The organism is Vogesella lacus (genome assembly GCF_979366295.1).
The window spans coordinates 323,882-346,467 of sequence record NZ_CEETQT010000002.1; the positions used below are offsets into that span (position 1 = coordinate 323,882).

A 22,586-nucleotide genomic window follows, 5' to 3' on the forward strand; every position below is an offset into this window, starting at 1 on the left:
CGGGCACACAACACACAAGGCCGCGCCCACGGCCATTAACGGACAGCTGACTGCCCTGTGATCGCAGGGTTGGCCGCCTGCTGTCCAGATCAAGGAGAGGAAATTGGAAGCTGTCAGCTATTGGCCCCTGCTCGGGGTCGGTGTCGTGGTCGCCGGCTTTGCCCTGCGCTTCAACGCCCTGCTTGTCGTCACCATTGCCGGCATCGTCACCGGCCTGGCCGCCCAGATGAATCTGGAAGCCCTGCTGGCCTCGATCGGCAACGGCTTTCTGAAGAGTCGCAATCTGCCGCTGATCCTGATCCTGCCGCTGCCCATCATCGGCCTGCTGGAACGCCACGGCCTGAAAGAACATGCGCAAAACTGGATCGCCCGCATCAAGTCCGCCACCAGTGGCCGTCTGCTGATTACCTATCTGTTCGTGCGCGAAAGCACCGCCGCCCTGGGGCTGACCAGTCTTGGCGGCCACCCGCAGATGGTACGACCGCTGCTGGCGCCGATGGCCGAAGGTGCAGCACAAAACCGCTACGGCAGCCTGCCTGATCGCGTGCGCCACAAGCTGCGCGCGATGTCGGCCGCCACCGACAACGTCGGCCTGTTCTTTGGCGAAGACATCTTTGTCGCCTTTGGCGCCATCATCCTGATGCACACCTTCCTGCGCGAAAACGGGGTCGAAGTCGAGCCGCTGCATATTGCGCTGTGGGGCATCCCGACCGCGCTGTTCGCCTTCCTGATCCACGCCACCCGCCTGTACCGGCTGGATCGCTGGCTGGACAAAGAGCTGGGCCAGGCCGCTGCGGCCAACCCTGAAACCCGTCTGCAGGAGGCACGTCCATGATTCTCAAGCCTGATTATCTGTATCTGATTGCCGGCCTGATCCTGCTGATCGTGGCCCTGATGACCGGCAGCGACCGCAGCAACCCGCGCCGTTTTGCCAGCGCGCTGTTCTGGGGTACTTACGGCGCGATCTTCCTGATCGGCCACCTGCTGCCGCCGGCGCTGGTCGGCGTGCTGGTGATCCTGATGGCAGTGCTGGCCGGTTTCGGCGGCGTGCTGTCGGGCCGCTATCAGGCCCTGGCCGAAGAGGTGCGCCAGCAAAAGGCGCGACTGCTGGGGAACAAGCTGTTTCTGCCGGCACTAGCGATTCCGCTGCTGACCGTGCTGTTTGCGCTGACGCTGAAAGATGTCCAGTTCGGCGGCACGCCCTTGTTCGACCCGAAAAACGTCACCCTGCTGAGCCTCGGCCTTGCCTGCCTGTTTGCCTTCCCGCTAGGCCTGCGCCTGACCGGTGACACGCCGGTGCAGGGCCTGCGCGAGTCGCGCCGTCTGCTGGAGGCGATGGGCTGGGCGGTATTGCTGCCGCAGATGCTGGCGACGCTGGGTCTGGTGTTTACCGAGGCCGGCGTCGGCAAGGCGATTGCCGCGCTGACCTCCGAATATCTGGCCGTCGACAACCGCTTTATCGCGGTAGCCGCCTACGCCCTCGGCATGGCACTGTTCACCATGATCATGGGTAATGCCTTTGCCGCCTTCCCGGTGATTACCGCCGGCATCGGCCTGCCGATTCTGCTGGGCCAGCATCATGGCGATGCGGCGGTGATGGCGGCGATCGGCATGTTCTGCGGCTACTGCGGCACGCTGATGACGCCGATGGCGGCCAACTTCAATATCGTGCCGGCCGCCCTGCTGGAGTTGCCGGACAAGAACGCCGTGATCAAGGCACAGTGGCAGACCGCGCTGCCGCTGTTGCTGGTCAATATCGGCCTGTTGTACTTCCTGATGTTCCGTTAAGGAGATGCCATGAAAACCGTGTTGCTGACCGGCTTCGAGCCATTTGGTGGCGAAAGCCTTAACCCGTCCTGGGAGGCGGTGCGCCAGCTGGATGGCGAAAGCCTGGCCGCAGAGCTGCAAATCGTCGCCGCACAACTGCCCTGCGTGTTCGGCGCGGCCCTGGCCGCGCTGAATGCGGCGATCGCGCAACACCAGCCAGCCATGGTGTTGTGTGTCGGCCAGGCCGGTGGTCGCAGCGAGTTGAGCTTCGAGCGCGTGGCGATCAATATCGATGATGCGCGCATCCCCGATAATGCCGGCCAGCAACCGGTGGACGTGCCGGTGATTGCCGGCGCGCCGGCCGCCTATTTCACCAGCCTGCCGGTGAAAGCCATCATTGCCGCGCTGCGCGAGGCCGGCCTGCCCGCCGCACTGTCACACACAGCCGGCACCTATGTGTGCAATCATGTATTCTTCGGTCTCATGCACGAGGCCGCCCGCCGCGGCGATATCCGCCAGGCCGGCTTTGTGCATATCCCCTTTCTGCCCGCCCAGGCCGCCCGCCACCCTGCTGGCACGCCAAGCCTTGCGCTGGAGCAGGTGATGGCCGGCCTCAAACTGGCCATCCTCACCGCCAGCCGGACAGAAACTGACCTTCGCGTCAGCGCGGGGACGACCCATTGAGCACTGACCGCCGGCCTCACGCCGGCAGTCGCCGGAGACAAGCAATGGAATTTGCCAAACTGCAACAACTGATCCGCCTGGTGGGCCACAGCCGTGTGGCCGAAGTGGAAATCCACAGTGGCGGCAGCCATGTGCGCATCCTGCAACCTGCCAACCAGCGCGCCGCTGCGCAACAGCCGGCTGCGGCCAACCCTGCTGGCGCTGCCAGCGCCCCGATCGCTGCCGAGCATGTACAAAACTCGCCCGGCGTCGGCTTTTTCAAGTGCAGTACCGATATCGGCCGCCAGATCGCGCGCGGCGAACAGCTGGGCACCATTCGCGCGATGGGGCTGGAAAACGCCGTCCTGGCCGAACAGGACGGCTTTATCGGCGACATCCTCGCCGATGACGGCGATGCAGTCGAATACGGCCAGCCGTTATTCGTGATTGCCCGCGAATGATGCTGCAGCTGCGGCCGCCTCAGACTGCCGACATTCCGGCGCTGGCCGCACTCTGCGCCGCGCTGGGCTATCAGGTCGAGGCAAGTGATCTGGCCCGACGGCTGACGCGGCTGCAGGCGGATACGGCCAACCATTATCTGTGTGTGGCCGAACACGAGGGCCGCGTCTGCGGCTGGATACACGGCTATGTGCTGACCTTGCTCGAAAGCGAGCCGCGCGTCGAAATCGGCGGTCTGGTGGTGGACAGCCAGCTGCGCGGCCTCGGCATCGGCCGCGCCCTGCTGGAAGCCTGCGAACACTGGACGCAACAACAAGGCATCGCCGCGGTCGGCCTGCGCAGCAATATCCTGCGCGAGGATGCCCACCGCTTTTACCGCCATCTCGGTTATCAGCAAACCAAGAGCCAGCATGCCTTCCGCAAGCCTATCCCCTTGTCCGACAAGGGCTGAATCCCCGCCCGCCACGTGATAGCATGGCGACCAAAATAAGCACCCGGTGCCAAAGGCACCCGGACGGCTACCCGCCGTCACGACCATAACAGCACTACCCGTGCAATGAATCAGATGGAGATCCCCATGGGACTACTGAACAACCTGCTCGAGCACAATCGCGCCTTCGTCGATGCCCGTGAGTACGAGCAATTCGAAACCGACAAATTCCCCGGCAAAAATCTGGCGGTACTGGCCTGCATGGACGCCCGCCTGGTCGAGCTGCTGCCCAAGGCCATGGGCCTGAAGAACGGTGACGCCAAGCTGATCAAGAACGCCGGCGCGCTGATTACCCATCAGTGGGGCTCGGTAATGCGCAGCCTGCTGGTGGCGGTATACGAGCTGCGCGCGCAGGAAATCTGCGTGGTGGCCCACCACGATTGCGGCATGCGCGCCATCGACCCGACGCGCATTCTCGCCAATGCCCAGGAACGCGGCGTCTCGGCCGACACCATCGCCACCCTGCGCGGTGCCGGTATCGACCTCGACAGCTGGCTCAAGGGTTTTGACAATGTGCAGGACAGCGTGCGCCACACCGTCAGCACCATCCGCAATCACCCGCTGATGCCGAAAGACGTGCCGGTACACGGCCTCGTCATCAACCCGTCCACCGGCAAGCTCGACCTCGTCATCAGTGGTTACGAAGCCTGACACACCCCGCCGCGTCGGCATGTTCGGTGGCACTTTCGACCCCGTACATGCCGCCCACCTGCGCATGGCGCAGGCGTTTTTCGACGAATGCCAGCTGGACGAGCTGCGGCTCATTCCGGCCGGCATTCCCTACCACCGCACGCAAGGCCCGCAGGCCAGCAACGCCCAGCGCCGTGACATGCTGCAGCTGGCGCTTGCCGACCGGCCTGGCTGGCGAGTGGACGAGCGCGAGCTCCAGCGCGAGCGCCCCGCTTACACCATCGAGACACTGGCAGAAATCCGCGCCGAGATCGGCCCGACTGCCGAGCTGTGGTTTCTGATCGGCGGCGATTCGCTGCAAAACCTGCACACCTGGCACCGCTGGCAAGATCTTTTCAGCCTCGCCAACCTCGCCGTGGCCATCCGCCCCGGCTTTGTCGCGGACCCGCTGGATCCGGCGCTGGCTGCCCGCTGGCAAGCCGCGCAAGTGGCTGATTTTTCAAAACGTACGGCTTGCGGTACAATCCGCCCCCTGGCTTTGCCGCCCATTCCCCTCTCTGCCACCGACATCCGCCAGCAACTGGCGACGGGGCAGGACTGCAGCGCGGTGCTGACACCCGCCGTACTGGCCTACATCCGCCAGCATGGCCTATACCGGTAGTCGGCAGGTTCCCTGTGGCAGCAAACCCTCTGTCTTGGCCGCATGTTGCGGCCAACGTTCTTTTGCGGAACCTCTGGCCACGCCGGGCGCTGACGCGTCGCCACCGTTCCCGAACCGATTCAAGGAATAGCATGGAAATCAAGGATATCGTCGCGTTGTCGATCAACGCGCTGGAAGACGTCAAAGGCAAGAACATCGTGTCGCTGGACACCACCAAGCTGACGTCGCTGTTTGCCCACCTCATCGTCTGCACCGGCGACTCCAACCGTCAGGTGAAGGCACTGGCCAACAATGTCGCGGTCGAGCTGAAAGCTGCCGGCGTCGACATCGTCGGCACCGAAGGCCACGAGAGCGGCGAATGGGTACTGGTCGATGCCGGTGACGTGGTGGTACACGTGATGCTGCCAGCCGTACGCGACTACTACGACATCGAGGCACTGTGGGGCGGCCAGAAGCCATCCTTCACCCCGGTCGGCGGCCGTCCGTGGGACGCCACTGCCTGATCAGGCTGCCAGCCGGCTGACACGGTTCGGCCGGCAAGCTATCAGATTGGCCGCACGCTGCAAGGCGCTGCGGCCAACTTCATTTTTGGGAAGCCGCCATGAAAATCACCCTGCTTGCCGTCGGCAGCAAGATGCCGCGCTGGGTAGACGACGCCTTTGCCGACTACAGCAAACGCTTCGGCCGTGACATCCAGTTCGAACTGAAAGAAATCAAGCCCGAGAAACGCGGCGGCGGCGTCACCGCCGAAAAAGGCATCGCCGCCGAACACGAGCGCATCAGCGCCGCCATCCCGCCGCGCAGCAAGCTGGTGATCCTCGACGAGCGCGGCAAGAACTGGACCTCGGTGCAGCTGGCCGGTGCGATGAAAGACTGGATGGCCAGCGGCGACGATATCTGCATCGTCATCGGCGGCGCCGACGGCCTGTCGCAGGAACTCAAGCAGCGCGCCGACATCATGCTGCAACTCTCCGCCATGACCCTGCCGCACGGCATGGTGCGGGTGCTCCTGGCCGAGCAGCTGTACCGCGCGTATTCAATTCTGAATAACCACCCGTATCATCGGGAGTGAGGGCTTTTGCGGCCAAGACTGGCCGCAATGTCTTTTCGACCGGCTCAGACCTTGCCCCACTCCCAACAAAATCAAATATCATTGCCAATTGCTTTTATTGGCACTGGCAAAAATGAAAAAACTGATTTTTATCGCTTTGATAGCATTTGGGGCATGGAACTGGTACTCACAAAAACAGACGAATGAAGTCGTTGATTTCACAAGTCAGGACACCAGCAGGCCACAACTCGCTACAGACTTCGAATTCAAAACCAGCACTACAGCCAGTAACTTTCGTTGCGATGGCCGCACCCACTGCTCGCAGATGAATTCATGCGCGGAAGCCACCTACTTCTTGCAGCACTGCCCAAACGTCAAGATGGATGGCAACGGCGATGGTGTCCCGTGCGAGAAGCAATGGTGTAACTAGCATGACATCCGGCCAACTATCCAATGGGCTGAATGAGATAAATCCAACGTTTACCGTGATCAATCCAAAGACTGCCCGCATACCACGATGCTTTGCGGCCAACCTTGTTTTGGGTCTGGTATCCGCTAACGCGGATTATGATTTCAATGCCGGTTCCGCCCGGCAGACGGGACAGGGGCGGGTCGCCGCCCCTGACTACCCACCTCGCCCCAAGCGACGTGAAACCCCGTCAAGCCGCCAACCGGCAAGGCGCGGCCAGACTCGTCGGGCGCTAACGTCGCCCGACTCAAACAGGCGGCCGCTTAAAACCTTGCCGGCCGCCTGCTTGCCGGCGCGCCGCTGAAGGGGCATGGCCGCGATCGTCCACGCTGGGTATTCATCGAAGTTTCCAAGCCTGCGGCCAAGGTTGGCCGCAATCAGCAGGGATTGGTAGGCTGGGCTGAGCCTGCGAAGCCCAGCGTTTACCGCGCAAAATAGTAGGGAGAGTTGGCCGCAAGCCTGGCCCTGCGCGACGCCACCCTTGCCCGTCAGCGCGAGCCGGGCAAGCTGCTGTGCCACGGGTTTTAAGCCGCCGCTTGTCCGAGTTGCGAGCCGTTAGCGAGCCATGAGTTTGGCGGCGCCCGTGGTGCAGCAGATTGCACGAGGTTTCGAGCAGCGCTGGGCGAGCCGGGATGCAAGGGGGCGGCGGCAAGCCCCCTGCCCGTCATGCCGGGCGGAACCGGCATGCAAACCAGCATCCGCGCAGCGGATACAGGGCCAGAAACAAGGTTGGCCGCAAGGCTATCACCACCTACACCATCTCCAGCGCCGGCAAGCCACATAGCTCGCGGGCACGGCGGCATTGTGCGTCGCCTTCTTCTACCGCGCGGCAGGTCGAGCTGCGTAGCGGATAGATGTCGCAGCTGACCTCATGGCCGACTTCTCCCTTCAGGGCAATACAGCGTGGCTGGCTGGCCCAGGTACCTTTCATGCAGCGGTGAAAGGCGTCGCGCTGTTCGGTGAGATGAGCGGGGACGGTGCCGCCGCCGTCGTCGGCTTCGGCCCAATAAAAGGAAACGCGGAAACTGGCGCAGCAGGCACCACAGGATTGGCAGGCAGACTGGACGGTAGCAGACATGATGACAGGCGCTGTCACAAAAAATGCAGGGTTGAAGACGCGCTATTTTTTGCAAATGCCGGCCTGTCGTCAAGCAGGATGAAATGCCGTATTACTTTGATTTAAAAGTATATTTCATCTCGATGCGTGCCTGCCCCGGCCCGAAATAGTCGGGGTGCAAAACGCTGTCGACAAAGCCCAGTCGCTGGTACAGGCGGCGTGCGCCGCCATTATCGGGCGCCACCGTCAACAGACAGCTGGCAAAGCAGGCTTGCTGCATCTGTGCCAGCAGCTGGCGGCTCAGCTGCTCACCCAACCCTTGGCCGCGTGCCTGTGCCGATACCCCCAGCGACAGCACCCAGCCCTCACCGGCTTCACTGGCTGGCGCGCCCAGCACGTAGGCGAGCAGTTCTTGCTGTTCGCTCTCGGCCAGCCAGACCAGCTGCGGCCACAGCGCGATGGCCTGGCGAAAGAAAAAGTCCGGATAAGCCGGTGCGCCAAAGACGGCGATGTCCAGCGCGGCAAGATTTTCGATGTCGTCGGCTCGGGCCTGACGGATAGGCATGGCGGGCTCCTTGGGCAAAATGCGACATTTTGCCGCATTCCTGCCAGCTGTCATGCCGCATACACTGTGCTTAACAATTTCACGGAGAAAATCATGTCAGCCAAGTTCATCGCCCTGCTGGGCAGCCTGTTGTTAAGCAGCTTCGCTTCCGCCCATGTGACGCTGGAAACGCGCGAGGCACAGGCCGGCAGCAGCTACAAGGCCGTGTTGCGGGTGCCGCACGGCTGCGATGGCAGCGCGACAACCGGCATTCGCGTGCAGTTGCCCGAGGGCTTTCGCGGGGCCAAGGCAATGCCCAAGGCGGGCTGGACACTGAGCACGCTGAAAAAAGCGGTCACGCCGTATGACAGCCACGGCAAGCAGATCAGCAGCGACGTAGTGGAAATCAGCTGGCAGGGTGGCAAGCTGCCGGATGATCAGTACGAGGAGTTCGTGTTCCGTGGCAACCTGCCGGCACAGGGCGAAATGGCGTGGTTCAAGGTGCTGCAAAGCTGCGAACAAGGCCGGACCGACTGGGTGGAAATCCCTGCCAATGGCAGCAAACCGACCAAACCGGCAACCGGGGTAAAGCTGCTGCCGGCTGCAGCGGTACATCAGCACTGATTGCGGCCAACGTTGGCCGCATACCACAAACTTTAAATTTTTTGTGGCAAGCCATTAAACAACATCTACAATATCAGCAGGTCACCACTCGGTGGCCTGCCGTTTTTTTGTGGATGTCCATCATGCCGTTTGCCTTGCTGTTGGCTGCTGTTGCCAGCCTGTTTGTCGCATTTCCTGCCCATGCCGAGGATTTTGACCGGGCGGCATTCCTGCGCGATGCCGTCGCGCCGGGGCTGGGCGCGACCATCAGCCTCGACAGCATGCCGCAGCCGCAGCTCATCCCGGCCGAGCTTCCGCCACGCCAGCCGACAGCCACGCCACAGCTACGCAGCAACAGCCTGCCACCGAAAAAACTGCGACCGCTGATCCAGCAAGTCGCACGCGAACAGCAGCTGGACCCGCAGCTTTTGCATGCAGTGATTGCGGTGGAATCGGGCTACGACAGCGAGGCGCGCTCGCCCAAGGGCGCGCAGGGGCTGATGCAGCTGATGCCGGACACTGCCGCCCGTTTCGGCGTGCGCGATGCCTTTGACCCGCTGCAGAATATTCGCGGCGGCGCACGTTATCTGCGCTGGCTGCAGGGCCAGTTCAAGCAGGATCTGCATCTGGTGATTGCCGCCTACAATGCCGGCGAAGGCGCGGTCAGCCGCTATCGCAACACCATTCCGCCCTATCCCGAAACGCGCGATTACGTGAACAAGGTACTGGCCAGGTATCGTGCCGGCCAGCTGCCGCAGCCGCTGTAAGCGGCATCTGTTCTGCATCGGAAAACAGCAAGGCCGCCCGCAGGCGGCCTTGTCTCTGCTAAAGCGCTGGCGCTTAACGGCCAGCTGCCAGCTCGCTGGTCAGCCGGCGCAGGCTGTGCCAAGGGTCGCCCGGCTCGACGCCCTTGATCTGGCGGTCGATGCGCGCGCATTCGGCCAGCGCTGCATTCAGTCGCCGTGCGCCGATGCGCTTGACGGCCGGTGCGGCCAACCTTTGCTTGTCGCCCCACAAGCGCAGCTCGTTGGCCATATCGCGCACCTGGCGGCCTTCCTGCAGGCCACGACCCAGCTTGATCAGCATGCGCACATCTTCGGTGAACGACCACAACACCAGCACCGGTGCTTCGCCTTCGGCTTCCAGCCCGTCCAGCATGCGCATGGCGCGCGCGGTATCGCCCGACATCCAGCCCTCGGACAGGTGGAACACGTCAAAGCGCGCAACATTGGCCACCGCCTCGCGAATCTGCGCCAGCGTCAGCTCGCCGGCCGGATACAGCAGCGCCAGCTTGTCGACCTCTTGCCGCGCCGCCATCAGATTGCCCTCAACACGGTCGGCAAAAAACTCGGCCGCCTGTGCATCCAGCGTCTGGCCCTGCCGTTTCAGCCGGCGGGCGATCCAGCCCGGCAGATCATGGCGCGATACCGGCCGCGCCTCGACCACCGTCGCGGATTTCTCCAGCGCGGCAAACCATTTGGCCTTCTGCTGGGTCTTGTCCAGCCGTGGCAAGGTAATCAGGGTAATGGTGTCTTGCGGCGGCTGGGCAGCCAGGCTTTGCAGCGCCTCGCTGCCTTCGGTGCCAGGCTTGCCGCCCGGAATGCGGATTTCCAGCAGCTTCAGGCTGGCAAACAGCGACACGCTGCTCATCGCATCGCGCAGCTGCGACCAGTCAAAATGGCCACCTTCAACGGTCAGCACTTCACGTTCGAGATAGCCGGCGTTGCGGGCAGCAGCACGAATCGCATCGGCCGCCTCCAGCGCCAGCAAGGCTTCCTCACCGTGGATCACATAAACCGGGGCGAGCTTGCCCTGCGCCAGTTGCACCTGCAGGGCCTCGCTCTGTGCTACCGGCATCAGGGCTTGCCTGCCGGCAGATGCGCCATGCGCGTCAGCAGCTGTTCGGCCGCATCACGCACCATGTCCTTGCGCAGCAGCTCTTCCTCGCGCGCCTTGCCCAGCACTTCGCTGTCGCTATAGCCCAGCTCGCGCCGTACCACCACGTTCAGCGGGAAGACCTGCGCATCCGACTTGCGCAGCACGCTGGCCTCGACACGGTAGGTCAGCAGATACTCGTTGACCTTGCCGCCGCTATTGATGGTCAGCACGTCCTTGCCGTAGCCGCTGCTTTGCACGCTCAGCAGCACATCGGCCTTGCCGGCCTGCGCCGCAACGGTGATGCGCGAGTCGCGGCGCAAAGCCTGCTCCAGCGCCGCTTGCAGCTCGCCACCGCCACTGACGGCAACCGAAGCAAACGGCAGCGGTGGCAGATCGGCACCGACACCACGCAGATGAAAGCCGCAGGCCGACAGGCCCAGGGCCGTGGCAGCAATGACAGTGTTACGCAGCAGGGATTTCATGCTTTCTCCGGCCGGTGGCGCTGACGCGGCACCGGCCCATTCAGGATCAGACGACGATATTGACCAGACGGCCCGGCACCACGATCACCTTCTTGGCCGGCTTGCCTTCCATGAACTTGACCACGTTTTCGTGTGCCAGCGCCAGCGCCTCGATGGCATCCTTGGCCGCGTCGGCCGCCACGGTGATGCTGCCGCGCAGCTTGCCGTTGACCTGGATCATCAGCTCGATCTCGCTCTTCACCAGCGCAGCCTCGTCAACTTGTGGCCACGGCGCGTTGAGCAGCTCGACCGCGCCCGGCTTGAGCTGGCCCCAGATCGCATCGGTGATGTGCGGCACGATAGGCGACAGCAGCACGGTAACGGCTTCCAGCACTTCCTGCGCCACGGCGCGGCCAACGTCACCGCTGGTATCGGCCTTGTCGTAGGTGTTCAGCAGTTCCATCACCGCAGCGATGGCGGTGTTGAATTGCTGGCGACGGCCGTAGTCGTCGGACACTTTCTGGATGGTGCTGTGCAGCTTGAAGCGCAGCTCTTTCTGGCTGGCGTTCAGCTCGCCCGCGCTGTACGCAGACACCACACCGGCCGCCACGTGCTCGCGCGCGGTTTTCCACAGACGCTTGAGGAAGCGGTGCGCGCCTTCCACACCGGCATCCGACCATTCCAGCGACTGCTCTGGTGGAGCAGCAAACATCATGAACAGGCGCGCGGTGTCGGCACCGTATTTCACGATGAATTCTTGCGGATCGACACCGTTGTTCTTGGACTTGGACATCTTTTCGATGCCGCCGATCGCTACCGCCTGGCCATCGACGCGATGGGTCGCAGCAATGATCTTGCCCTTGCCGTCACGTTCCAGAATCACGTCTTGCGGCGCGATCCAGTCTTTCGAGCCATTCGGCAAGTCGCGGTAGAAGGTCTCGCAGATCACCATGCCTTGGGTCAGCAGGCTCTTGAACGGCTCGTCCGACGATACCAGGCCTTCGTCACGCATCAGCTTGTGGAAGAAACGCGCGTACAAGAGGTGCAGAATCGCGTGTTCGATACCGCCGACGTACTGGTCGACCTGCAACCAGTAGTTGGCCGCATCCTTGTCCAGCATCGCGGTGTCGCATTTCGGGCTGGCGTAACGCGCGTAGTACCAGCTGGACTCGACGAAGGTGTCCATGGTGTCGGTTTCGCGCTTGGCCGCGCCGCCGCATTTAGGGCAGGAGGTCTCGTAGAATTCCGGCATCTTGGCCAGCGGCGAACCCGCGCCATCCGGAATCACGTTTTCCGGCAGCACCACAGGCAGCTGGTCTTCCGGCACCGGCACATCACCGCAGCACGGGCAGTGAATGATAGGAATCGGGCAGCCCCAGTAACGCTGGCGGCTGATACCCCAGTCGCGCAGGCGGTACTGGGTTTTCTTGGCACCGGCAGACTGCGCTTCGAGGTCGGCGACGATGGCATCAAACGCGCCGGCAAAATCCTTGCCGTCGTACTTGCCGCTGTTAACGGTGCTCAGGCCTTCCTTGGCACCGTACCAGTCTTGCCACTGGCTCGCGTCGAAGTTGTCTTCGCCGGCGGCCGGAGTGTAAACCTGCTGGATCGGCAGGCTGTATTTGTTGGCGAATTCGAAATCGCGCTCGTCGTGCGCAGGCACGGCCATCACCGCGCCTTCGCCATAGCCCCACAGCACATAGTTGGCGATCCATACCGGCAGCTTCTTGCCGGTCAGCGGATGGATGACGAACAGGCCGGTATCGACGCCCTTCTTCTCCATCTTGGCCACATCAGCCTCGGCCACGGAACCGGCCTTGCACTCGGCGATGAAGGCCTGCAGTTCAGGCTTGGCCGCAGCAGCCTGGGTCGCCAGCGGGTGTTCGGCGGCGACGGCGACGTAGGTCGCGCCCATCAGCGTGTCCGGACGGGTGGTGTACACCTTCATCACGCCGTCGTGGCCGATGCTGTCTACATCGTAGGCAAAGGACACGTCAGAGCCGAAGCTCTTGCCGATCCAGTTGCGCTGCATGGTCTTCACCTGTTCCGGCCAGCCATCCAGCTTGTCCAGATCATTCAGCAGCTCGTCGGCGTACTTGGTAATCGCGAAGTAGTACATCGGGATTTCGCGCTTCTCGACCAGCGCGCCCGAGCGCCAGCCACGTCCGTCAACGACTTGCTCGTTGGCCAATACGGTCTGGTCTACCGGATCCCAGTTCACCACACCGTTTTTCTTGTAGATCACGCCTTTTTCGAACAGGCGGGTGAACAGCCACTGCTCCCAACGGTAGTAGTCGGGCTTGCAGGTGGCCAGTTCACGCTCCCAGTCCAGCGCAAAACCCAGGCTGTCGAGCTGGGTCTTCATGTAATCGATATTGGCATAAGTCCACGCCGCCGGTGCGCCACCGTTTTTCATCGCCGCGTTTTCGGCCGGCAGACCAAAGGCATCCCAGCCCATAGGCTGCAGCACATTAAAGCCCTGATGACGCTTGAAGCGCGCCAGCACGTCGGTGATCGAGTAGTTACGCACGTGGCCCATGTGCAGCTTGCCCGACGGATACGGGAACATCGACAGGGCGTAGTACTTGGGACGGGTGGTGTCTTCTACCGCGCGGAAGGCAGCGGTTTTCTGCCATTTTTCTTGCGCGGCAGCTTCGATATCGCGCGGGCTGTATTGTTCTTGCATGGGATCTCTTGTCGCAAAAGCGTGAAAATTCAATCGGCTCATTATAAGGGGAGGCGGCGCTGGCGGTAAGTGGCGCACGGGAAAGGTTGGCCGCTTGCGGCCAACCATGTGCATTACTTGAGCAGGCCGTACAGCATCTCGCTGGCCATCACCAACATCAGCACGGCAAAGGCCTTTTTCAGTTTCGGCACCGGCAAGGCATGGGCGGCACGCGCGCCCAGCGGTGCCAGCAGCACCGTCATCAGCATCAGCGCCAGCATCGCCGGCAGATAAACAAAGCCGACACTACCCCACGGCAGATTGGCCACACCCTGGCCGGCCGACAGATAACCCAGCGCACCGGAGACGGCAATCGGCCAGCCCAGTGCGGCACTGGTGGCAATCGCGGTGTGTACCGGCACATTGCACCAGCTCATGAAGGGCACGCTCATCGAGCCACCGCCGATACCGACCCAGCTGGAGATCATACCGATTACGCCCCCGGCTGCACCCTGTCCGACGCGACCGGGCAGGCCGCGACTGGCCTTGGGCACGGCACCGGACAGCATCTGCAGACCTATTACATAGGCGTAGACCACGAAAAACCACTGCAGCGCATGGCTCGGAATCAAGCCCGCCAGCAGACTGCCGGCAAAGGTGCCCAGCATCATGACCGGCGCCATGCCGCGCACGATCTGCCAGTTGACCGCGCCTTTCTTGTGATGCGCCAGCACGCTGGAAAAACTGGTGAAGACCATCACCGCCAGCGAGGTCCCAACCGCCAGATGCTGGACATGATCACCACCGAGGGCCGCCGCCTGCAGCACGCCGACCACCACTGGCACGATGACCAGCCCGCCACCGACACCCAGCAAGCCCGCCAGAAAACCGGCCACGGCCCCACAGGCCAGCAAGACAGCAAATAAAGAAAGCGACAGCATTACAGTACCTCTGCTTGCAGATAGGCCCATTCTTCGGGCGTGACCGGGGTAATCGACAGGCGGTTGCCGCGTTTGAGCACCGTCATGTCGGCCAGTGCCGCGTGTTCGCGCAGCTCGGCGGGCGACACCAGCCGTGTCTTACGCACAAAACGCACATCGACACAGACCCAGCGCGGCGCAGCCGGATCAGACTTGGGGTCATGCCACGGGCTGGCCGCATCAAACTGGCTGGAATCGGGATGGGCGTGACTGACGACTTCGGCAATGCCGGCGATGCCCGGCTCAGGACAGGACGAATGCCAGAACAACAGCAGATCGCCGGCTTGCATCTGGTCGCGCATGAAATTGCGTGCCTGATAATTGCGCACGCCGGTCCATTCGAAAGCTTTGTCAGGGTTGGCCGCAAGGTGGTCGATACCGACCTCGTCCGGCTCGGACTTCATCAACCAGTAGGACATGGGGTGGTCTGGCAGGAAAATGGCGGGAAACCATTATGGCAACGAGATGTTGCAAGGCACAAGGCCGGCGAAACCACTCGGGCCGGCACTCAAAGCACACAGCCCGAACGGTTTGATAAGCAATCGGGCTGTGTGGCTTGCCAAGCTGCCAGCGCTTAGCGGGACAGGAAGATATCGCTGAGGATGTCGTGTACGACGCGGGTGCCAACCTCGACCAGGATCAGATCCAGCCCCACCCTGCGCCATTCGTAACCCGGATAGCGTGGCAGTCGCTCACGCAACTCGTAAGGCACCACCACCACCTGCTTGGCAAGACCTGGCGGCAGCGGCTTGCCGCGCGCCAACTTCTTGCGGATACCCGGCGGCAAGGATTGTGTCTGTAGATCCAGATGCAGCTCGCTTACCAGCTGACGAGCCTGATAGGCCGAAATATCGGCATGGCCCTTGTACTTGCTGCGTTTGTGCTCGTGCTTGTACTCGTGCTTGTCGTGACGTTCACCACGCTCGTCGCCATGCTTGTTGCCCTGCGCATGCGGTGGCGGCCCCTTCCAGTCAGGTGGCGAAGCCATGGCAGGTGATGCCAGCGCAAGGCCAGTCAACAGGGCGAGGGTCAGAGGAATGTGTCGCATATGCAGACTCCGGAACATGATTTGTCCAAGCCTAGCCCGCGATGCCGTTAACGTCAGTTAGCGATTGTCAATAAATGTGGCTGGCAGCTGACCGCGCGAGCACATGCCAATGAATATCAATAAATAATCATTAACAAAGAGAAGCAACTGTATTCCATACGGGTGCTATAGTTTCAGAGACACAAATGTGTCATGCAGAGCAAACCAAAACCCCGAACAAGAAAGTGAGCCCTACCATGAAAAAAGTCATCCTGAGCGTTTTCCTCGCCGCCATTGCTGCCAGCGCTGTTGCGGCTACTGTCCCGGCCGAGAAAAAAGTGCCACCGCATCTGCAGTGCACACCACACGAGGTGATAGAAAACGGTTGCACCAACTAAGCTGTCGCTTGTCAGCTGCTAAAGCGATGCAGACCGGACTCGGTCAGCAGATAGTCGAGGCGGATGTCCCAGGCCTCTCTGGGGACTTCTGCCACTCGCTGGCAATCGAAAGCAACGCCGACCAGTAATGGTCGGCGCCATTTTTTGTACAGTCGTACATAGTCGAGTGTGGTGTCGTAAAAACCACCGCCCTGCCCCAGACGATAGCCATCAGCATCCACCCCCAGCAAGGGCACCAGCAGCACATCAAGCTGACGTGCCTGCCAATGGCTGCCGGCAAATTCGGGAATGCGATAACGATTCAGATACCAGCTGCCCTGTGCCGACAAGATCGAAAACAGCATCTTGCGGCCACGCTGCGGCAAGACCGGCAGCGCAATCCGGCAGCGGTGCGACAAGGCCCGCTCGATCAGCGGCAAGACATCCAGCTCGGAACCGGTGGCAATGTAGGCGCCGATACGCCGTCCGGGGCGCAGCAATACCCGCGCATGGCGGCTGACGGCGCGTTCGGCTCGCCGGCGCTCGGCAAGGCTCAGGGATTTGCGTGCATGACGAATCTGCCGCCGCAGGGCGGACTTGGCATCAACGGTAGCTGGCATCGGAGAGAGGGGGAACCCCCGCCGGCGTCGCTCTGGCCGAATTCGCTTGTACCCTGTTTCCAGGGAGGGTCACCTTGCTGCCATTTCGGGCGCGTCCGGCAAAGGGACGCGGCACACCTACGACTGCGCTGGCAACCTGAAGCGAACGCATTGGTACAAAGGAATTATGGGCCGTCGCGAACACCGCAGGGGAAGAACGGTTATTCTGACTGAAGCGGGCTGTTTGGCTGACGGGCTAGTGCCGAGTCAATCGCCTCGCTCATGTCGCTTATTTTACGACGGATTGTCGCCATCTCCAAGCCATCATCACCGACTTTTACTTTCAGCAGGTCGTGGGCAATGTTCAGCGCAGCCATGATGGCGATCTTGTCGGCATCGACAATGCGGCCACCGGACTGAATCGCCTGGATTTTTTCGCCCAGCAGACGGATGGCCTGCTGCAGGGTATCGCGCTCTTCGATCGGCGTACCGATGGTGAACTGGCGACCCAGCAAGGTTACGTCCAGTTGTACGATCTCACTCATGCTGTTCTTCCTGTGGCAGGCGGTTCATCAGGGCAGCCACCCGGTGACGGGTTTCTTCCAGCGCATAACGCATCTCGGCGTTTTCCTTCATGGTATGCGCGAGCACTTCGCCCAGACGGTCGTTCTGGGTTTCCAGTTCGTGCAGGCGGGCAATCAGGGCCACCACGCGATGTTCCAGATGTTCGAGTTCTTGTTCCATGTCGGCTTCGTGAAGAAATAAAGTCAGTCGGCTGGCGGCATCAGGCCGTCACAGCCGCCGATTCTACGTTGCTTTGCCCCGCCATGTCAGCCGTCATAAACTGCCGACCGGCACAGCACGGCTTTAACCCTTGAGTGCCAGCGGCAATCCGCAAGCCACCAGGCTGACCTTTTCGCAGGCTTCTGCCACCGACTGGTTCAGCCGGCCAAGCTCGTCGACAAAGTCACGCGTCTCCTGCCCCAGCGGCACCACACCCCAGCCCACTTCGTTGCTGACCAGGATCACCTCGCCACGGCAAGCGGCCAGCGCGGCCAACAGCGCCTCGCGCTGCTGCAGCCAGCGGGCCATGTCAAAACGGCCATCGCCATCGAAAAAGCGCATCAGCCACATGCCCAGACAGTCGATCAGCAGCAGGCCATCGGGCTGGTCGTGGCTGGCGATCAGCGCCGGCAACTCTTGCCCGGCCTCGACAAGCCCCCAGCTGGCCGGACGGCGCTGGCTGTGGTGGGCGATGCGTGCCAGAAAAGCGGCATCCGTGCGCCGCTCGGCTGTCGCGATATACGTCACCGGGCCGGCATGCGCGAGCGCCAGATTTTCAGCGTGGCGGCTCTTGCCGCTACGCGCACCACCACTGATCAGATGTCGCATGGCTGACTCCTGTAAAAAAGCCTCCCCCGACACGGGGAAGGCCTGTTGCCGCTTGCGGCCAACCTTGGGTAAGGGTTGGCCGCAACGTCCGGCTTATTGCGCGTAACGCACACCGACAAACCAGCCGCGACGTGGCTGGCTGTAGTCTTTGGTGGTTTCATAACGCTTGTCGGTGACATTGCTGAGCTTGCCCTGCAGCGTCCAGTTGCGCGCCAGTTCGTGCTCAACCGCCAGATTCAGCACGCCATAGCCACCCAGGAAGTCGGTATTGGCATTGCTGGTCGGACGTTGGCCGCTGGCCACCAGTTGCGCGGTGTAACGGGTACGGTCCTGCTGCAGGGTGGCATTGATGCCGCCGTGCAGTTTGGCACGATACACCAGCAGCTTACCGCTGTTTTCGTCACGCGCGCGCTGGTTGGTGAGGTTGGCGCTCAGACCGAAGTTACCCCACTGCTGGCCGGCTTCGATGGTCTGGCCGATGATGCGTGCCTTTTCCAGATTATCCACGGTAGACCAGTCGGCAGTGCCGGCGATCAGGTTGCGGATATGGTTGTCAAAAGCGGTCACGCGCAGATGGCTACCGCCCTGACGCCAGTGCACGGCCAGTTCGCGGTTGCTGGCTTCTTCCGGCTTCAGGTTCGGGTTGCCCTGATAGCCGAAGGCCAGTGGCCAGTACAGATCATTAAAGGTCGGCGCCTTGAAAGCCGTGCCGTAGGCCGCACGCAGCAACAGCGACGGCGTCAGCTGGTAGCCGTAGCCGATCTGGCCGGTGGTCTTGCCGCCAAACTGCGAGTTGTCGTCATGACGCAGGCTACCCTGCAGACGATGGGCACCGAATTCGCCCTGATAGCCGGCGTACACCGCATCCACGGTGCGACGGTTCTGGCTGTAGGCCGTCGTGCTGTACACGCGCTGCAGCAGGTGGTTGGCACCCAGCGTCAGCTGGCCGGCGGAGGCCAGATCCAGCTGGTTGTTCCACTGCCATTCTTGCTGGCGAGTCTCGAACTGGCTGCTGGCCACGGCAAAGTTGCCATTGGTGAAATTGCGCGATTTGTCGCTGCTGTTGATATAGCGCAGCGAGCTGGTCCAGCGCTCGGAAACGCGGTTTTTCAGCTCGACAGACTGGCCAGCCAAGCGAGAACGCGACTCGTCGGCCGCCTTGGCAGACTGGTCGTACTCGTTGCGGGCTTCGGACTGGTACAGATTGAAGCCCAGGCTGTGACCGGCGGCCAGCTGATGCTCGGCACTGACGGTATAGGTGGTGTTTTCAAAACCGTCGCGGTCGGCGTTGTACTTCGGATTGTCGGCATTACGCGCCGAGATACCGTCGGTCTTGTTGTGGTCTACACCCAGATTGAAGCGGGTCTGACCCACTTCACCGGCAAAGCCCAGACCAAACACGCGCTTGCCTTCGGCACCCACGCCTGCATTGAAGCGCAGCGCTGGCGCGCCCTTGCCGCGCTTGGTGAAGATCTGCACCACGCCACCGATGGCATCGGCACCGTACAGGCTGGAGGCCGGGCCGCGCAGGATTTCCACGCGCTCGATGCTGTCCAGCGAGATGTTTTCCAGCGAAGTGGTACCGGCCGTCGCCGACAGCACGCGCATGCCGTCAATCAGCACCAGCGTCTGCTTGGCGGTGGCGCCACGCAGCATCAGGCTGGAGGACTTGCCTTCGCCGCCATTGCTGTAAAACTCGACACCCGCCTGCTCGGCCAGGAGTTGCGCCACGGTCAGGCTGCCGCTCTGGCTGATTTCTTCCTGGCCCAGTACGGTCACATCGGACAGCACCTTGCTGACCGGGGTCGCGGTACGGGTGGCAGTAACGACAACTGCGTCGAGCTGGGTCGGGGTCTGGGCCAGGGCGGCCGGGGCACATGCCAGCGCTACCAGCGCGGCCAGGGGTTTGTTCTTGAACATGTTCACACTCCGGATTTATGGAAACGGGAGTGCGGAGAAATACAGGACTGCAGGATGATGGGTCGCGGCTGCGGCCAACGTGCTGTCTGATCGCCTCCCCGCGATACTCCAGGCGGGCGCATTCCACAGCACCCGATGCAGGCCGGTCTCCGGGCTGGGTCTTGCGGTGGCACACCTTCCCGTCTGGCGACAGTGGTTTTCGTGCGACCTGGGCCTTGCGGCCAGACCTTACCGTTGCGGGGGCAGCGCCGGATTTACACCGGCTTCCCAGTTTCACCCGGCCTATGATGGAACATCAGCCGGGCACCTGCAGGGCGACGATTATACCTGCAGCACGACTTGCGCGCTGCACAATGCGCAAGCCTGCCGGTTTGCACTGGCTGCCAAGCTGGCGTAAGGTCTGGCCATCGTGCCTCCCGCCAGGCCAACCGCATTCAAGGAATCAGCACCATGTCGCGCATCCCCGCTCCCGATCTTTCCGCCGGCCGCGCCGCCGAGGCCCGCCAGTCGCAACTGACCAAGCCGGCAGGCAGCCTCGGCAAGCTCGAGCAGCTGGCCTGCCAGCTGGCCGCACTGCAAGGCCGTGACATTCCGCGGCCGCTGTCGCCGGCCATCTGTGTGTTTGCTGCCGATCACGGCGTCTGTGCCGAAGGCGTGTCGGCCTTTCCGTCCTCGGTGACGGCGGCGATGGTCGCCAACTTCGTCAATGGCGGCGCCGCCATCAGTGTGCTGGCACGGCAGAATCAGGCGCGGCTCGAGGTGGTGGATGTCGGCGTCGTGGGCGACTTGTCGGCGCTGGAAGACGTGGTACAGGCCAAGATCGCCGAAGGCAGCGGCAATATCCGCCGACAAGCCGCGATGACGACCGCCCAGTGCGAGGCCGCGCTTGAGGTTGGCCGCAACGCCGCGCGCCGCGCGATTGCCGACGGGGCCAATCTGCTGATTGCCGGCGATATGGGCATCGGCAATACCACGCCGTCTGCCGCGTTGATCTGCCGCCTTGGCGGCCATGCGCCCGACCAGATCGTGGGCCGCGGCACCGGTATCGATGATGCCCACCTCGCCATCAAACGTCAGGTGGTCAGCGATGCGCTGGCCCGGGTGAAGAATCAATCACTGGATGGTGCCGAGCTGCTGGCCGAGCTGGGCGGCCTCGAAATCGCCGCCATGGCCGGCTTTTACCTCGAAGGTGCCGAACAGGGCGTGCCGCTGCTGCTGGATGGTTTCATCAGCACCGCTGCCGCACTGGCCGCCTGCCATATCGACCCGGCGCTCAAGCCCTGGCTGCTGGCCAGCCATTGCTCGCAGGAAACCGGCCACGCCCAGGCGCTGGCTGACCTGCAACTAACGGCGCTGATCGACCTCGGCCTGCGTCTGGGCGAAGGCTCGGGCGCGGCGATTGCCCTGCCGCTGTTGCAGCAGGCGATTGCGCTGCATGCCGGCATGGCCACCTTTGCCGAGGCCGGTGTCGCCGGCAAGAGCGCATGAATCCTTACACCCTGACCCTGCTGCGCCACGGCCAGATCGACCATCAAGGCCGGCTGGTTGGCCGCAGCGATCTGCCGCTGACCGCCCAAGGCCTCATCGACATGCAGCAAAGCTGGCAAAAGCTGACGGCGCTGGCACCGGTAACCAGCATGGCCAGCTCGCCGCTGCTGCGTTGCCGCGAGTTCGCGGTCAAGCAGGCGCTGCAATGCCGGGTGCCGCTGCATGTGTCGCCGGCGCTGGCCGAATGTGATTTCGGCAGCTGGGAAGGGCGGGCACTGGCCGAGATCAATGCCGAAACACCAGACTGGTCGCTGCTGATGATGCGCGGCCTACTGACGCCCGAGGGCGGCGAATCGTTCGAGTTGTTCCGCACCCGCGTGCTGGCCGGCTTTGCCGACTGGCTGCGCGAGGCACGCGGCAGCCATCGTGTGCTGGTCAGCCACGGCGGCGTGATCAGTGTGCTGCTGGCCGAGCTGCTGGGCATCGAATTCAGTGCGGCACGGCTGATGGCAGTGCAGCGCGGCGGCTTTGCCCAGCTGTCGATACTCGATGGCCACCCGGCCTATCTGACGCGGCTGGAATCACCGGGCCACTAGCCCGCTACCCACATTCTGCCCACGGCTTTCTCTCACCCTATCCACAGACTTATCCACAGCATGCGCGCGCTGATTCTTGCCATCCAGTTCCTCACCCGTTTACCCACCCCGCAGCTGGCCAGCTTTGATCCGGCCTGGCTGGCCGATGCCGCCCGCTGGTTTGCGCCGGTCGGCGTGCTGGTCGGGGCGATAGTCTGGCTTGCGGTGGCGGCCGGCAGTCTCGTCGACCCATGGTTGGCCGCATTGGCCGGCCTGCTGGCCTGGCTGTGGGTAACCGGCGGCCTGCATATTGATGGTCTGGCGGATCTGGCCGATGCGCAGGGTGCCGCGCATCGCTCGCGCGAACGGTTTCTGGAAGTACTGAAAGACCCGCATCTGGGCAGTTTCGGTGTGCTGGCACTGGCCAGCCAGCTGCTGGTGAAGCTGGTACTGCTGATGCTGCTGGCCAAGACGACAGCCAACGCCGGTAAAGATATCCACAGCCTGCTGCCGCTCCTATTGATTCCGGCCTGGGCGAGGCTGTTTACCGTTGCGTGGTCTGCCACCCTGCCCAGCCTGGCGGCCGGCAGCGGCGAGCGTTTTGCCTGGCGCAGCCACTGGCCGAGCTTCTGGCTGGCAGCCGGCTTGCTGGCCATTGCCAGCTATCTGCTGGCACCGGTTCTGCTGCTGGCCCCGCTGAGCGGGCTGTTGTGGTGGGCGTATCTGAAACGGAAACTCGGCGGCATGACCGGCGATTGTCTGGGTGCCGGCATCGAGGTATGCGAAAGCCTGATGCTGCTGTTGTGGCTATTGGCGCTGCAATAAGCGCG

General features: G+C 62.7%; 29 protein-coding genes and 1 riboswitch. Of the genes, 16 read left to right on the forward strand and 13 right to left on the reverse strand.

The features are described 5' to 3' along the window. The first annotated feature begins 103 nt into the window (after nt 1–103). The 10 genes from ACZ9W6_RS03800 (at nt 104) to ACZ9W6_RS03845 (ending at nt 6,151) form a co-directional block, all read left to right on the forward strand. On the forward strand, nt 104–835 hold the full coding sequence (locus ACZ9W6_RS03800) for a DUF969 domain-containing protein (protein ID WP_465189752.1): 732 nt from the start codon (nt 104–106) through the stop codon (nt 833–835). Beyond that, complete coding sequence (locus tag ACZ9W6_RS03805) at nt 832–1,788, forward strand: DUF979 domain-containing protein (protein ID WP_465189753.1); 957 nt, start codon at nt 832–834, stop codon at nt 1,786–1,788. The genes ACZ9W6_RS03800 and ACZ9W6_RS03805 overlap by 4 nt, the downstream gene beginning before the upstream one ends. A 9-nt stretch (nt 1,789–1,797) precedes the next feature. Further along, a complete protein-coding gene (gene pcp / locus ACZ9W6_RS03810; RefSeq protein ID WP_465189754.1) occupies nt 1,798–2,451 on the forward strand; it encodes a pyroglutamyl-peptidase I in 654 nt (217 codons plus the stop codon). 44 nt (nt 2,452–2,495) lie between these two features. Next, entirely contained in the window at nt 2,496–2,891 is a 396-nt protein-coding gene (locus ACZ9W6_RS03815) for an acetyl-CoA carboxylase biotin carboxyl carrier protein (protein ID WP_465189755.1), read from the forward strand. Then, on the forward strand, nt 2,888–3,340 hold the full coding sequence (locus tag ACZ9W6_RS03820; protein ID WP_465189756.1) for a GNAT family N-acetyltransferase: 453 nt from the start codon (nt 2,888–2,890) through the stop codon (nt 3,338–3,340). The genes ACZ9W6_RS03815 and ACZ9W6_RS03820 overlap by 4 nt, the downstream gene beginning before the upstream one ends. Before the next feature lie 126 nt (nt 3,341–3,466). Then, complete coding sequence (locus ACZ9W6_RS03825) at nt 3,467–4,030, forward strand: beta-class carbonic anhydrase (RefSeq protein ID WP_465189757.1); 564 nt, start codon at nt 3,467–3,469, stop codon at nt 4,028–4,030. Beyond that, complete coding sequence (nadD, locus tag ACZ9W6_RS03830; RefSeq protein ID WP_465189758.1) at nt 4,014–4,670, forward strand: nicotinate-nucleotide adenylyltransferase; 657 nt, start codon at nt 4,014–4,016, stop codon at nt 4,668–4,670. The genes ACZ9W6_RS03825 and nadD overlap by 17 nt, the downstream gene beginning before the upstream one ends. 131 nt (nt 4,671–4,801) lie before the next feature. Beyond that, nucleotides 4,802–5,173, forward strand: a complete 372-nt coding sequence (gene rsfS, locus ACZ9W6_RS03835) for a ribosome silencing factor (RefSeq protein WP_465189759.1) — start codon at nt 4,802–4,804, stop codon at nt 5,171–5,173. A gap of 98 nt (nt 5,174–5,271) precedes the next feature. Next, nucleotides 5,272–5,742, forward strand: coding sequence for a 23S rRNA (pseudouridine(1915)-N(3))-methyltransferase RlmH (gene rlmH / locus ACZ9W6_RS03840; protein ID WP_465189760.1), 471 nt, complete (start codon nt 5,272–5,274; stop codon nt 5,740–5,742). Nucleotides 5,743–5,854: 112 nt separating this feature from the next. After that, nucleotides 5,855–6,151: an excalibur calcium-binding domain-containing protein gene (locus ACZ9W6_RS03845; protein ID WP_465189761.1), complete on the forward strand. Its 297-nt coding sequence runs from the start codon at nt 5,855–5,857 to the stop codon at nt 6,149–6,151. A 790-nt stretch (nt 6,152–6,941) separates the two neighbouring features. On the opposite strand, the gene ACZ9W6_RS03850 is transcribed toward ACZ9W6_RS03845, so the two are convergent. Both ACZ9W6_RS03850 and ACZ9W6_RS03855 read right to left on the reverse strand, forming a co-directional pair. Further along, on the reverse strand, nt 6,942–7,268 hold the full coding sequence (locus ACZ9W6_RS03850) for a YkgJ family cysteine cluster protein (RefSeq protein WP_465189762.1): 327 nt from the start codon (nt 7,266–7,268) through the stop codon (nt 6,942–6,944). Between the two features lie 91 nt (nt 7,269–7,359). Continuing rightward, entirely contained in the window at nt 7,360–7,812 is a 453-nt protein-coding gene (locus ACZ9W6_RS03855; RefSeq protein WP_465189763.1) for a GNAT family N-acetyltransferase, read from the reverse strand. Nucleotides 7,813–7,905: 93 nt separating this feature from the next. Between ACZ9W6_RS03855 and ACZ9W6_RS03860 the strand changes: the two genes are divergently transcribed. Both ACZ9W6_RS03860 and ACZ9W6_RS03865 read left to right on the forward strand, forming a co-directional pair. Beyond that, nucleotides 7,906–8,415 carry a YcnI family copper-binding membrane protein gene (locus tag ACZ9W6_RS03860; RefSeq protein WP_465189764.1) on the forward strand — a complete coding sequence of 170 codons (510 nt, stop codon included), beginning with the start codon at nt 7,906–7,908 and terminating at the stop codon, nt 8,413–8,415. A 122-nt stretch (nt 8,416–8,537) separates the two neighbouring features. Continuing rightward, on the forward strand, nt 8,538–9,161 hold the full coding sequence (locus ACZ9W6_RS03865; RefSeq protein ID WP_465189765.1) for a lytic transglycosylase domain-containing protein: 624 nt from the start codon (nt 8,538–8,540) through the stop codon (nt 9,159–9,161). 73 nt (nt 9,162–9,234) lie between these two features. Here ACZ9W6_RS03865 and holA read toward each other — a convergent pair whose 3' ends face one another. The 6 genes from holA to ACZ9W6_RS03895 form a co-directional block, all read right to left on the reverse strand. Further along, complete coding sequence (gene holA / locus ACZ9W6_RS03870; RefSeq protein WP_465189766.1) at nt 9,235–10,251, reverse strand: DNA polymerase III subunit delta; 1,017 nt, start codon at nt 10,249–10,251, stop codon at nt 9,235–9,237. After that, nucleotides 10,251–10,754, reverse strand: coding sequence for an LPS-assembly lipoprotein LptE (locus ACZ9W6_RS03875; protein ID WP_465189767.1), 504 nt, complete (start codon nt 10,752–10,754; stop codon nt 10,251–10,253). Before ACZ9W6_RS03875 ends, holA begins: the two co-directional genes overlap by 1 nt. A gap of 46 nt (nt 10,755–10,800) precedes the next feature. Next, nucleotides 10,801–13,419 (reverse strand): leucine--tRNA ligase, encoded by a 2,619-nt coding sequence (gene leuS, locus ACZ9W6_RS03880; RefSeq protein ID WP_465189768.1) that lies wholly within the window; start codon nt 13,417–13,419, stop codon nt 10,801–10,803. A 113-nt stretch (nt 13,420–13,532) separates the two neighbouring features. Then, nucleotides 13,533–14,339, reverse strand: coding sequence for a sulfite exporter TauE/SafE family protein (locus tag ACZ9W6_RS03885; RefSeq protein WP_465189769.1), 807 nt, complete (start codon nt 14,337–14,339; stop codon nt 13,533–13,535). Continuing rightward, nucleotides 14,339–14,797, reverse strand: coding sequence for an EVE domain-containing protein (locus ACZ9W6_RS03890; RefSeq protein ID WP_465189770.1), 459 nt, complete (start codon nt 14,795–14,797; stop codon nt 14,339–14,341). The genes ACZ9W6_RS03885 and ACZ9W6_RS03890 overlap by 1 nt, the downstream gene beginning before the upstream one ends. Before the next feature lie 155 nt (nt 14,798–14,952). Continuing rightward, a complete protein-coding gene (locus ACZ9W6_RS03895) occupies nt 14,953–15,426 on the reverse strand; it encodes an anti-virulence regulator CigR family protein (protein ID WP_465189771.1) in 474 nt (157 codons plus the stop codon). A gap of 236 nt (nt 15,427–15,662) precedes the next feature. Between ACZ9W6_RS03895 and ACZ9W6_RS03900 the strand changes: the two genes are divergently transcribed. Then, entirely contained in the window at nt 15,663–15,803 is a 141-nt protein-coding gene (locus ACZ9W6_RS03900; RefSeq protein WP_465189772.1) for a hypothetical protein, read from the forward strand. Nucleotides 15,804–15,814: 11 nt separating this feature from the next. Here the strand turns inward: ACZ9W6_RS03900 and ACZ9W6_RS03905 are convergent, their stop codons facing one another. From ACZ9W6_RS03905 to ACZ9W6_RS03925, 5 genes are all read right to left on the reverse strand, one after another. Further along, a complete protein-coding gene (locus ACZ9W6_RS03905) occupies nt 15,815–16,402 on the reverse strand; it encodes a 5-formyltetrahydrofolate cyclo-ligase (RefSeq protein WP_465189773.1) in 588 nt (195 codons plus the stop codon). A gap of 200 nt (nt 16,403–16,602) precedes the next feature. Further along, complete coding sequence (locus tag ACZ9W6_RS03910) at nt 16,603–16,926, reverse strand: cell division protein ZapA (protein WP_465189774.1); 324 nt, start codon at nt 16,924–16,926, stop codon at nt 16,603–16,605. After that, a complete protein-coding gene (locus ACZ9W6_RS03915) occupies nt 16,919–17,125 on the reverse strand; it encodes a hypothetical protein (RefSeq protein ID WP_465189775.1) in 207 nt (68 codons plus the stop codon). Before ACZ9W6_RS03915 ends, ACZ9W6_RS03910 begins: the two co-directional genes overlap by 8 nt. 123 nt (nt 17,126–17,248) lie before the next feature. Continuing rightward, entirely contained in the window at nt 17,249–17,773 is a 525-nt protein-coding gene (gene cobU / locus ACZ9W6_RS03920) for a bifunctional adenosylcobinamide kinase/adenosylcobinamide-phosphate guanylyltransferase (protein ID WP_465189776.1), read from the reverse strand. A 93-nt stretch (nt 17,774–17,866) separates the two neighbouring features. Further along, on the reverse strand, nt 17,867–19,693 hold the full coding sequence (locus ACZ9W6_RS03925) for a TonB-dependent receptor domain-containing protein (RefSeq protein ID WP_465189777.1): 1,827 nt from the start codon (nt 19,691–19,693) through the stop codon (nt 17,867–17,869). Between the two features lie 123 nt (nt 19,694–19,816). Then, nucleotides 19,817–20,019, reverse strand: a riboswitch (cobalamin riboswitch). Between the two features lie 124 nt (nt 20,020–20,143). Between ACZ9W6_RS03925 and cobT the strand changes: the two genes are divergently transcribed. The 3 genes from cobT to ACZ9W6_RS03940 are packed head-to-tail and all read left to right on the forward strand — an operon-like array spanning nt 20,144 to nt 22,581. Beyond that, nucleotides 20,144–21,181 carry a nicotinate-nucleotide--dimethylbenzimidazole phosphoribosyltransferase gene (gene cobT, locus ACZ9W6_RS03930; RefSeq protein WP_465189778.1) on the forward strand — a complete coding sequence of 346 codons (1,038 nt, stop codon included), beginning with the start codon at nt 20,144–20,146 and terminating at the stop codon, nt 21,179–21,181. Continuing rightward, a complete protein-coding gene (locus ACZ9W6_RS03935) occupies nt 21,178–21,777 on the forward strand; it encodes a histidine phosphatase family protein (protein WP_465189779.1) in 600 nt (199 codons plus the stop codon). The genes cobT and ACZ9W6_RS03935 overlap by 4 nt, the downstream gene beginning before the upstream one ends. A 60-nt stretch (nt 21,778–21,837) precedes the next feature. Beyond that, nucleotides 21,838–22,581 carry an adenosylcobinamide-GDP ribazoletransferase gene (locus ACZ9W6_RS03940; RefSeq protein ID WP_465189780.1) on the forward strand — a complete coding sequence of 248 codons (744 nt, stop codon included), beginning with the start codon at nt 21,838–21,840 and terminating at the stop codon, nt 22,579–22,581. Nucleotides 22,582–22,586 lie beyond the last annotated feature (5 nt).

Excerpts from the sequence above, each read along its gene's own strand:
- ACZ9W6_RS03805 (WP_465189753.1), top strand. The coding sequence starts at position 832 with ATGATTCTCAAGCCTGATTATCTGTATCTGATTGCCGGCCTGATCCTG.
- pcp (WP_465189754.1), top strand. The coding sequence starts at position 1,798 with ATGAAAACCGTGTTGCTGACCGGCTTCGAGCCATTTGGTGGCGAAAGC.
- ACZ9W6_RS03815 (WP_465189755.1), top strand. The coding sequence starts at position 2,496 with ATGGAATTTGCCAAACTGCAACAACTGATCCGCCTGGTGGGCCACAGC.
- ACZ9W6_RS03820 (WP_465189756.1), top strand. The coding sequence starts at position 2,888 with ATGATGCTGCAGCTGCGGCCGCCTCAGACTGCCGACATTCCGGCGCTG.
- ACZ9W6_RS03825 (WP_465189757.1), top strand. The coding sequence starts at position 3,467 with ATGGGACTACTGAACAACCTGCTCGAGCACAATCGCGCCTTCGTCGAT.
- rsfS (WP_465189759.1), top strand. The coding sequence starts at position 4,802 with ATGGAAATCAAGGATATCGTCGCGTTGTCGATCAACGCGCTGGAAGAC.
- rlmH (WP_465189760.1), top strand. The coding sequence starts at position 5,272 with ATGAAAATCACCCTGCTTGCCGTCGGCAGCAAGATGCCGCGCTGGGTA.
- ACZ9W6_RS03845 (WP_465189761.1), top strand. The coding sequence starts at position 5,855 with ATGAAAAAACTGATTTTTATCGCTTTGATAGCATTTGGGGCATGGAAC.
- ACZ9W6_RS03850 (WP_465189762.1), bottom strand. The coding sequence starts at position 7,268 with ATGTCTGCTACCGTCCAGTCTGCCTGCCAATCCTGTGGTGCCTGCTGC.
- ACZ9W6_RS03855 (WP_465189763.1), bottom strand. The coding sequence starts at position 7,812 with ATGCCTATCCGTCAGGCCCGAGCCGACGACATCGAAAATCTTGCCGCG.
- ACZ9W6_RS03860 (WP_465189764.1), top strand. The coding sequence starts at position 7,906 with ATGTCAGCCAAGTTCATCGCCCTGCTGGGCAGCCTGTTGTTAAGCAGC.
- ACZ9W6_RS03865 (WP_465189765.1), top strand. The coding sequence starts at position 8,538 with ATGCCGTTTGCCTTGCTGTTGGCTGCTGTTGCCAGCCTGTTTGTCGCA.
- holA (WP_465189766.1), bottom strand. The coding sequence starts at position 10,251 with ATGCCGGTAGCACAGAGCGAGGCCCTGCAGGTGCAACTGGCGCAGGGC.
- ACZ9W6_RS03875 (WP_465189767.1), bottom strand. The coding sequence starts at position 10,754 with ATGAAATCCCTGCTGCGTAACACTGTCATTGCTGCCACGGCCCTGGGC.
- leuS (WP_465189768.1), bottom strand. The coding sequence starts at position 13,419 with ATGCAAGAACAATACAGCCCGCGCGATATCGAAGCTGCCGCGCAAGAA.
- ACZ9W6_RS03885 (WP_465189769.1), bottom strand. The coding sequence starts at position 14,339 with ATGCTGTCGCTTTCTTTATTTGCTGTCTTGCTGGCCTGTGGGGCCGTG.
- ACZ9W6_RS03890 (WP_465189770.1), bottom strand. The coding sequence starts at position 14,797 with ATGTCCTACTGGTTGATGAAGTCCGAGCCGGACGAGGTCGGTATCGAC.
- ACZ9W6_RS03895 (WP_465189771.1), bottom strand. The coding sequence starts at position 15,426 with ATGCGACACATTCCTCTGACCCTCGCCCTGTTGACTGGCCTTGCGCTG.
- ACZ9W6_RS03900 (WP_465189772.1), top strand. The coding sequence starts at position 15,663 with ATGAAAAAAGTCATCCTGAGCGTTTTCCTCGCCGCCATTGCTGCCAGC.
- ACZ9W6_RS03905 (WP_465189773.1), bottom strand. The coding sequence starts at position 16,402 with ATGCCAGCTACCGTTGATGCCAAGTCCGCCCTGCGGCGGCAGATTCGT.
- ACZ9W6_RS03910 (WP_465189774.1), bottom strand. The coding sequence starts at position 16,926 with ATGAGTGAGATCGTACAACTGGACGTAACCTTGCTGGGTCGCCAGTTC.
- ACZ9W6_RS03915 (WP_465189775.1), bottom strand. The coding sequence starts at position 17,125 with ATGGAACAAGAACTCGAACATCTGGAACATCGCGTGGTGGCCCTGATT.
- cobU (WP_465189776.1), bottom strand. The coding sequence starts at position 17,773 with ATGCGACATCTGATCAGTGGTGGTGCGCGTAGCGGCAAGAGCCGCCAC.
- ACZ9W6_RS03925 (WP_465189777.1), bottom strand. The coding sequence starts at position 19,693 with ATGTTCAAGAACAAACCCCTGGCCGCGCTGGTAGCGCTGGCATGTGCC.
- cobT (WP_465189778.1), top strand. The coding sequence starts at position 20,144 with ATGTCGCGCATCCCCGCTCCCGATCTTTCCGCCGGCCGCGCCGCCGAG.
- ACZ9W6_RS03935 (WP_465189779.1), top strand. The coding sequence starts at position 21,178 with ATGAATCCTTACACCCTGACCCTGCTGCGCCACGGCCAGATCGACCAT.
- ACZ9W6_RS03940 (WP_465189780.1), top strand. The coding sequence starts at position 21,838 with ATGCGCGCGCTGATTCTTGCCATCCAGTTCCTCACCCGTTTACCCACC.